7 protein-coding genes are annotated in these 8,399 nt (G+C 42.1%); all 7 read left to right on the plus strand.

Annotated features, from left to right (window positions below; genetic code table 11):
- The first annotated feature begins 2,029 nt into the window (after positions 1-2,029).
- The 7 genes from ACM44_RS14335 (at position 2,030) to ACM44_RS14365 (ending at position 8,131) form a co-directional block, all read left to right on the plus strand.
- Positions 2,030-2,659, plus strand: a complete 630-nt coding sequence (locus ACM44_RS14335) for an NUDIX hydrolase (protein ID WP_048500747.1) — start codon at positions 2,030-2,032, stop codon at positions 2,657-2,659.
- 26 nt (positions 2,660-2,685) lie between these two features.
- Positions 2,686-3,486 carry a lysophospholipid acyltransferase family protein gene (locus ACM44_RS14340; protein ID WP_048500748.1) on the plus strand — a complete coding sequence of 267 codons (801 nt, stop codon included), beginning with the start codon at positions 2,686-2,688 and terminating at the stop codon, positions 3,484-3,486.
- Between the two features lie 19 nt (positions 3,487-3,505).
- Positions 3,506-3,961 (plus strand): M24 family metallopeptidase, encoded by a 456-nt coding sequence (locus ACM44_RS14345; protein ID WP_048500749.1) that lies wholly within the window; start codon positions 3,506-3,508, stop codon positions 3,959-3,961.
- Positions 3,962-3,967: 6 nt separating this feature from the next.
- Positions 3,968-4,516 carry a hypothetical protein gene (locus tag ACM44_RS14350; protein WP_152669392.1) on the plus strand — a complete coding sequence of 183 codons (549 nt, stop codon included), beginning with the start codon at positions 3,968-3,970 and terminating at the stop codon, positions 4,514-4,516.
- Between the two features lie 233 nt (positions 4,517-4,749).
- Positions 4,750-5,937: a homogentisate 1,2-dioxygenase gene (locus ACM44_RS14355; protein ID WP_048500751.1), complete on the plus strand. Its 1,188-nt coding sequence runs from the start codon at positions 4,750-4,752 to the stop codon at positions 5,935-5,937.
- A gap of 253 nt (positions 5,938-6,190) precedes the next feature.
- Positions 6,191-7,471, plus strand: coding sequence for an acetyl-CoA hydrolase/transferase family protein (locus tag ACM44_RS14360; RefSeq protein ID WP_048500752.1), 1,281 nt, complete (start codon positions 6,191-6,193; stop codon positions 7,469-7,471).
- A 78-nt stretch (positions 7,472-7,549) separates the two neighbouring features.
- Positions 7,550-8,131, plus strand: coding sequence for a Crp/Fnr family transcriptional regulator (locus ACM44_RS14365; protein WP_048500753.1), 582 nt, complete (start codon positions 7,550-7,552; stop codon positions 8,129-8,131).
- The last annotated feature ends 268 nt before the right edge of the window (positions 8,132-8,399 follow it).

Raw genomic sequence — 8,399 nt, forward strand, 5'->3', positions numbered from 1 at the left:
AAGGTCGATATATGAATGACCATGGGCTTTTGTCTATGTGTTAAACTGAAACCCGCACCTTTGTCCGGAGGATTAGGAATTTTGTTCCGCTCTCCGAGCGGGATTCTCACCACATTCTTGGCCGCAAGATAAATCTTGCGGTTAATCACATTTTGTCCTCCGGACACATCTGCCTGATGGATTTTGACGTGCTCTCAAAACTTGCGGTTAATCACATTTTGTCCTCCGGACATATCATTGTGCTATACAATGAATACCGTCCGAAGGTCGATATATGAATGACCATGGGCTTTAGTCTATGTGTTAAACTGAGACTCGCACTTTTGTCCGGAGGATTAGGAATTTTGTTCCGCTCTCCGAGCGGGATTCTCGACACATTCTATGCCGTAAGATAAATCTTGCGGTTAATCACATTTTGTCCTCCGGACACATCTGCCTGATGGATTTTGACGTGCTCTCAAAACTTGCGGTTAATCACATTTTGTCCTCCGGACATATCATTGTGCTATACAATGAATACCGTCCGAAGGTCGATATATGGATAACCATAGGAATTAGTCTATGTTTATGAACTGAGATACACACCTTTGTCCAGACCATAAGCAATCTTGTTCCGCTCTCCGAGCGGGATTCTCGACACATTCTATGCCGCAAGATAAATCTTGCGGTTAATCACATTATGTCCTCCGGACATATCATTGTGCTATACAATGAATACCGTCCTAAGGTCGATATATGAATAACCATAGGCATTAGTCTATGTTTATGAACGGAGACACACACATTTGTCTGCAGGATAAGGAATCTTGTTCCGCTCTCCGAGCGGGATTCTCGACACATTCTTTGCCGCAAGATAAATCTTGCGGTTAATCACATTTTGTCCTCCGGACACATCATTGTGCTATACAATGAATACCGTCCTAAGGTCGATATATGAATGACCATGGGCTTTTGTCTATGTGTTAAACTGAGACTCGCACTTTTGTCCGGAGGATTAGGAATTTTGTTCCGCTCTCCGAGCGGGATTCTCACCACATTCTTGGCCGCAAGATAAATCTTGCCGTTAATCACATTTTGTCCTCCGGACAAATCAGGGGTTGCAAACTGGATGCATCAATTAAACTTGCGGTTAATCACCTTTTGTCCTCCGGACATTTCATTGTGCTATACAATGAATACCGTCCTAAGGTCGATATATGAATGACCATGGGCATTAGTCTGTGTTTATGAACAGAGACACACACCTTTGTCCCCAGGATAAGCAATCTTGTTCCGCTCTCCGAGCGGAATTCTCGACACATTCTATGCCGTAAGATAAATCTTACGGTTAATCACATTTTGTCCTCCGGACCTATCATTATACTGTCCGAAGGTCGATGTATGAATAACCATAGGCATTAGTCTATGTATTGCACTGAGACACGCGCCTTTGTCCCCAGGATAAGGAATCTTGTTCCGCTCTCCGAGCGGGATTCTCGACACATTCTATGCCGCAAGATAAATCTTGCGGTTAATCACATTTTGTCCTCCGGACATATCAGTGCCGGACGTGATCTGATAAAGGATGTTCTTGCGGTTAATCACTTTTTGTCCTCCGGACACATCATTGTGCTATAAAATGAATTCCGTCCGGAAGACGATATATGAATAACCATAGGCATTAGTCTATGTATTGAACTGAGACACGCGCCTTCTCCGCAGGATAAGCAATCTTGTTCCGCTCTCCGAGCGGGATTCTCGACACATTCTATGCCGTAAGATAAATCTTACGGTTAATCACATTTTGTCCTCCGGACCTATCATTGTGCTAAACTAAGAATAGCGTCCGGAGGACGACATATGAATAACCATAGGCTTTAGCCTATGTGTTGAACTGAGACTCGCACCTTTGTCCGGAGGACAAAACTAAATTGATATGTACCGAAACGAAAAAAGCTACTACTGACTATAACCAAGGTCTTTGCACATCAATCCAAACTTTAACTTTCCTTTACAACACTTTCAGCAGCGATTTCCTTAAATTTGTACTATGGAATTTTTCGGAAGGGATTTATTGAAAAATATACAGCAGGCAAAATTGGAGGGCGAAAATGCACACGCGGTTTATTCGCCACCCTATCGTCCGCTTTACAGTTACGAGGACATTTTGACAAAGCGTCCGAAATTTGCCGCAGTGAATATTTTGCTTTATTTAAAAGACAATCAATGGTGGTTTCCGCTGATCGTGCGAAGCACCAATGAAAACGACCGGCACAGCGGACAAATCTCGCTTCCAGGAGGAAAAAAAGAAGAACACGACGTTGATTTCGCCGCGACTGCAAAAAGGGAAACCTCTGAAGAGATGGGAATTGAGGAACATTACGTAAGGATTATCCGCGAATTGTCGCCTATTTACATTCCGCCCAGCAATTTTTACGTTAGGCCTTTCATTTCCTACACCAAAAAAAATCCACAATTTATTTTGCAGGAAACCGAGGCTGTGGAATTGATCGAACTGCCGGTTTCTTCACTTTTGAATTTGATCGAAAAACCTGAAATGCTGGTACTTCCAAGCTCGAGAGGCGTGAAAGTTCCGGTCATCAATTTCAACAATTATTTGATCTGGGGAGCCACCTCCATGATTTTGAGCGAGTTCAGCACATTGCTGAAAAATTTGTAATTTCGCAGATTATGTTATCATAGATAATGGCGAAGAAAAACATTTTCACAGACGCTTTTGGGCATCTTTACTTCCTGAAAAGAGCCATCATTTTCATTTTGGGAATCATTTCCTACCGAAGGTTCAACGGCTTCAACAAACTGAAAATCAGCGGAACCGAATATCTGGTGGATCTGCCCGATTCCAACGTGCTTTTCGTGTCCAACCACCAAACTTATTTCGCAGATGTGGCAGCAATGTATCACGCTTTTTGCGCAGTGAACAACGGCTACTTGAACACCATCAAAAATCCGGTGTACCTGCTCAATCCGAAAGTAGATTTCTATTATGTTGCCGCGGAAGAGACCATGAACAAAGGACTCATGACCAAAATCTTCAAATTGGCGGGAGCAGTGACCGTGAAGCGGACTTGGCGTGCTGAAGGAAAAAACGTGAACAGAATGGTGGACCTGAACGAGGTGGAAAACATCATGAAAGCCCTAGACAACGGTTGGGTGATTACTTTTCCGCAGGGAACTACCGCCGCATTTGCACAGGGAAGAAAAGGAACCGCCAAATTGGTGAAAAATCAAAGACCGATCGTGGTTCCCATTAAAATAAACGGCTTTAGAAGAGCTTTTGACAAGAAAGGTTTAAGGGTAAAAGTCACCGGTGTGTGTCCAACCATGGAATTTAAAAAACCCCTGGAGATCGATTATGATCATGACGATGCGCAAACCATTCTCCACAAAATCATGGTCGCCATAGAGCAAACCGAGGATTTCAACGTGTTGCACGTTTATGAACAGGAACTTAAGGCACAAAAATCAGCAGAAAAAACAACTTAATTAATTAAAATAATTACAGATGAAAAAGTTATTTGCACTATTGGTTTCGGCATTGGTTTTTGCTTCACTTGTTTCGTGTAATTCCCAAAAAATATATTCCGATTTTGATTACAGCTACTCCAGAAGTGGCGGCATTGCGCCAATTTACGAGAATTTCCTGATCAAGGGGAATGATGCCCTCTACTCATTTGAAGGCCAGGGAAAAAACATAAAAAAAGAATTCAAGGTGACGGATGATGAAATCAAAATGATCGAAACCGCCCTTACTGAAAATAATTTCCTGAAGATTCGCGAAGATCTGAAAAAAATCTACGACCATATTTCTGTAAGCATCAACGTGAAAAAAGGAAAAAATTCCGGCCGAAAAACCGACGCATCACTCATCATGGAGGGAGACCAGAAAAAATGGGACAACATCAACAATGCGTTCAGACAGCTCATTCAATCAAAGGTCAGTGTTCCGGAAACAAAATAATATTTTATGAAGACGGCACTTGCAGAAATGATCGATTACTCGCAAAACAAAACCCGGGTTCTGGTTTACAGCTCTTTACCTGAAATTTCAAGATTTTTATTGGAAGTCCTTGATTTTAATGGAAAAAAAGTGGATTATTTCTCGGCAAACCAAATCCTGAAAAACGACCAGGATTTCGTTTTGTTTCAGACCTCAGATGTGGACGAAGCAGCCCGGTTTCAGCCCAATATCGCATTGGTAACCGTGGAAACTCCGAAAGAAGAGGTTCGCGAATTCATCAAAAATATGGTGGCGGGAGGTGTTTTGATTTTTCCTGAATTCATGGCAGATACCGTTGGTTTCGCACTGAATTATTTCCGAAAACTTCCTTTCGCTAAAACCGATTTTGATTCCGAAAACGGAATGACCTTAATCCATACCGAAATCGGTGCGATTCCCTTAAACACCAGCAGTGAAAACCTCATCAACAACCTGAACGGGCTCCAACTTCTCGCCCAGCAATTCGGCGTGATGGAGGAAGGGTTCTATGAACCGGTGATGGGGATTTCCGGATAATCTCATCATCGTTTTGTTCCGTACCCTCAAATCAATATTATGGTTCATCAAGTTTCGTCTTAGGGACAAAGCGTATTCCTGTTTTCGAGTTTACGGTGGGGTTTTCAGCATTGAATTTTAAAGTATCTGCACTAATAAAATCCGGAAAAAAAGCACTTTTTTAATTCATTCTGTCGCAGGGATTTTGCTTTCGTTATAAAAATTGTAAATTTACCTTTAAGAAAAAAGCAAAAATGACATACCACAAATTGGGGAAAATCCCGCCGAAAAGACACACCATTTTTAAATCCGAAGAAGGCAAGTTCTATTACGAACAGCTTTTTGGGACTGAAGGTTTTCACGGAATTTCCTCACTTCTCTACCACATCCACCGACCAACACAGATCAAATCGGTGAGCGAACCGCGAGATGTGACCCCGAAAATTGCCATTCAAAAAAATGTGAAACCAAGGATGTTCAAAGGCATGAACGTGACTCCGGAAGACGACTACATTGACAGCAGAAAAATCCTGATGGTGAATGGCGACCTGAAAATGGGCATTTCAAAACCGAGAAAATCAACCGAATATTTTTATAAAAACGGCGACTGCGACGAACTTCTTTTTGTGCACGAAGGCAGCGGAACCCTGAAAACCTTCTTGGGAAATCTGGAATTTTCTAAAGGGGATTATTTGATTATTCCTCGCGGAACGATTTATCAGATGGAACTGGATCAGGAAAATAACGTTTTCCTCGTGCTGGAATCCCATTCTCCCATTTATACCCCGAAAAGATACCGCAACGAATTTGGGCAGCTCTTGGAACATTCCCCTTTCTGCGAAAGGGATATGGTGGCGCCCAGTTTTGTGGAACCCAAAGATGAAACTGGAGATTTCCTGATGAAGGTGAAAAAAGAAGACCAGATTTGGGATTTTGTTTATGCCACGCATCCTTTTGACGTGGTAGGTTGGGACGGATTCTTTTACCCCTACAAATTCAACATCAAAAACTACGAACCTATCACGGGACGGGTGCACCTTCCGCCGCCCATTCACCAGAATTTTGAAGGGCACAACTTTGTGGTCTGCTCTTTTGTGGCAAGAATGTATGATTATCATCCGCTTGCGATTCCGGCACCCTATAACCATTCCAACATTGATTCTGACGAGGTTTTGTTCTACACCGAAGGCGACTTCATGAGCAGAAACCATATCGATTTAATGGATTTCACCCTTCACCCGAGAGGAATTGTGCACGGTCCCCATCCGGGTGCGATGGAAAGAAGTATCGGCAAAAAATTCACCGATGAATATGCGGTGATGGTGGATCCATTCCGCCCATTCCAAATTACGGAGGAAGCCATGAAGGTGGAAGACGACTCCTATTACCTGTCCTGGCTGGAATCCCCGGAAAATCACTTGAATGACAGAAGCCAGGAATGAGCGGAAATACGAAGTACGAAATTGGAAGGTTAAATTTCATAGCGGAAATATTGTTGAAATATTAAATTACATTCGGGAGTAAATATAATCGAATTGTAAATGATCTATTCATCACCGAAATTTCAAATCCAGCATTTCGTATTTTCTTTCAAATCCCTTTTTTATTGACAAAATTCATCTTTCAAATTGTGCCGAAAAAATGTATTTTTGAGAAGAATTAGAAATAAATCTTAACTCACAAAAAAAATTAAGAATGATCAATTATGTAAGTGCCGAAGAAGCCGTTTCAGTGGTCAAAAGCGGTGACCGAATTTTTGGACATGGAAGTGCCTGTACACCCAATCTTTTTTATGATGAATTGGCGAAAAGGGCTCCAGAACTGCGAAATGTAGAACTGGTTTCCATTACCCAACAAGGAAATGTAGCCATTGCAAAACCAGAATATAAAGACAGTTTTTTCATTAAGTCGCTGTTCACTTCCACGCCGGTTAGAGAGGCGGTGAATTCTGAGCGCGGAGATTTTGTGCCGATATTTTTAAGTGAGATCCCCACCTTATTTAAAAACGGAATGCTTCCGCTGGATGTGGCGATGGTGACCGTTTCACCACCAGATAATCACGGATACTGTACTTTGGGAACTTCAGTGGATGTAGCGAGAGCAGCGGTGGATACGGCAAAGAAAATCATCGCGATTGTGAATCCAAAAATGCCGCGCGTTCACGGTGACGGGATGATCCACTACAGCCGGATCGACAAAATGGTGTGGCATGATGAAGAATTGATGACCCTGGATTACGGCGCAAAAGTAACCGACATTGAAATGCGGATCGGAAAAAACGTGGCAGAAATCGTAGATGACGAAGCTACACTGCAAATGGGAATCGGAACCATTCCTGATGCGGTACTGAAATGTTTGGGCAATCACAAAAACTTAGGAGTCCATACCGAAATGCTGAGCGACGGAATCGTGGACCTGATCCTGAATGACGTGGTGAATAACAAATATAAAGGAACCCACCTGAACAGAACGATCACCAGTTTCTGTTTCGGAACCAAGAAATTGTATGATTTTGTGGACAACAACCCTTCGATTGCATTCATGGATGTGCAACACGTGAACTTCCCGATCAACATTATGAAAAACAAAAAAATGCACGCCATCAATTCCGCCATCGAAATTGATTTGACGGGACAGGTTTGTGCGGATTCCATCGGCACCTACCAGTTTTCCGGAATTGGCGGACAAATGGATTTCATGCGTGGTGCGGCGCTTTCAGAAGGCGGCAAACCCATTATGGCAATCTCTTCCAGAACCAATAAGGGCATTCCGAGAATCGTTCCCTATCTGAAACAGGGAGCGGGAGTGGTGACCACCAGAGGCCACATCCACTATGTTTGCACCGAATACGGAACGGTGAACCTGTATGGAAAAAGTCTGCGTGAAAGAGCTAAGGCACTCATCGGAATTTCTCATCCGGATGACCGGGAAATGCTTGATATCGCTGCTTTCGAAAGATTCAAATGCTCGCTTTAAAACTAAAACAGATCCTATCTTGAAAATCCCGATTTTTTTCGGGATTTTTCTTTAACTTTATTCACCAATTTCTGACGAATGAACCACTTTGAATCCCTGGAAGATTTTGCCGAAAAAAAACTCGATTGGTTAAAGGAACAAAACCAACTTCTGGAAAAATATTTTCAAAAAGAAAATTTTAAGAAAAATGAAATCGTGCTCCATGCCGGAGAAATTTGCCATAAACTCTATTTCATCCACCAAGGGATTTTGAGGACTTTCCACATCAATTCCAATGGTTCCGAGTTTACCCGGCTGATCGTGAAAGAAAACGAATTCTGCACCATTCTGGTAAGTTTTTCCGAAAAAATTGCGAGTCCGGCCAATATTCAGGCATTGGAAAACACGGAAACCTACAGCATCACCTTTGGGAATTTCCAGAAATTAATGGCCGAATCTGAACAGGCCAAAAGCATCTACACCAAAATACTGGAAGATTTCCAGAATTTCCAGATCAAAAGAATTGAATTTTTGACCTCATTTTCGCCGCAGGAAAAAGTGGAGATTTTCCTCGCAGAAAATCCCGCGTTGGAACCCAGATTGACCGACAAAGTGATTGCTTCCTATTTGCAGATTACGCCGGAAACCTATTCCCGTTGTAAGAAAAATGCAAAATCTTGATTTCAATCCAATTTTTGAAAAGAAATATCTGCTACTTTTGGGCAAAATTCAAAAAATGCGGACTGCATTTTTTCCAACCCAAATATTGGACTTGAAATCAGTTTTAAATCAAGACCAAATTTGAACCGACTTCTGGTTAAATGCATTAAAATGAAACCATAAAACACGATTTTGCTAAAAAACGAAAGTTTTTTTTTTTTTGAGATATCATTCCTAAAGGAATGCAAACTTTCTTCGAACTATTTTTCTACACAGATACCGCTCCTCC

It is taken from the genome of Chryseobacterium koreense CCUG 49689, from assembly GCF_001045435.1.
Taxonomy (GTDB): Bacteria; Bacteroidota; Bacteroidia; order Flavobacteriales; family Weeksellaceae; genus Kaistella; species Kaistella koreensis.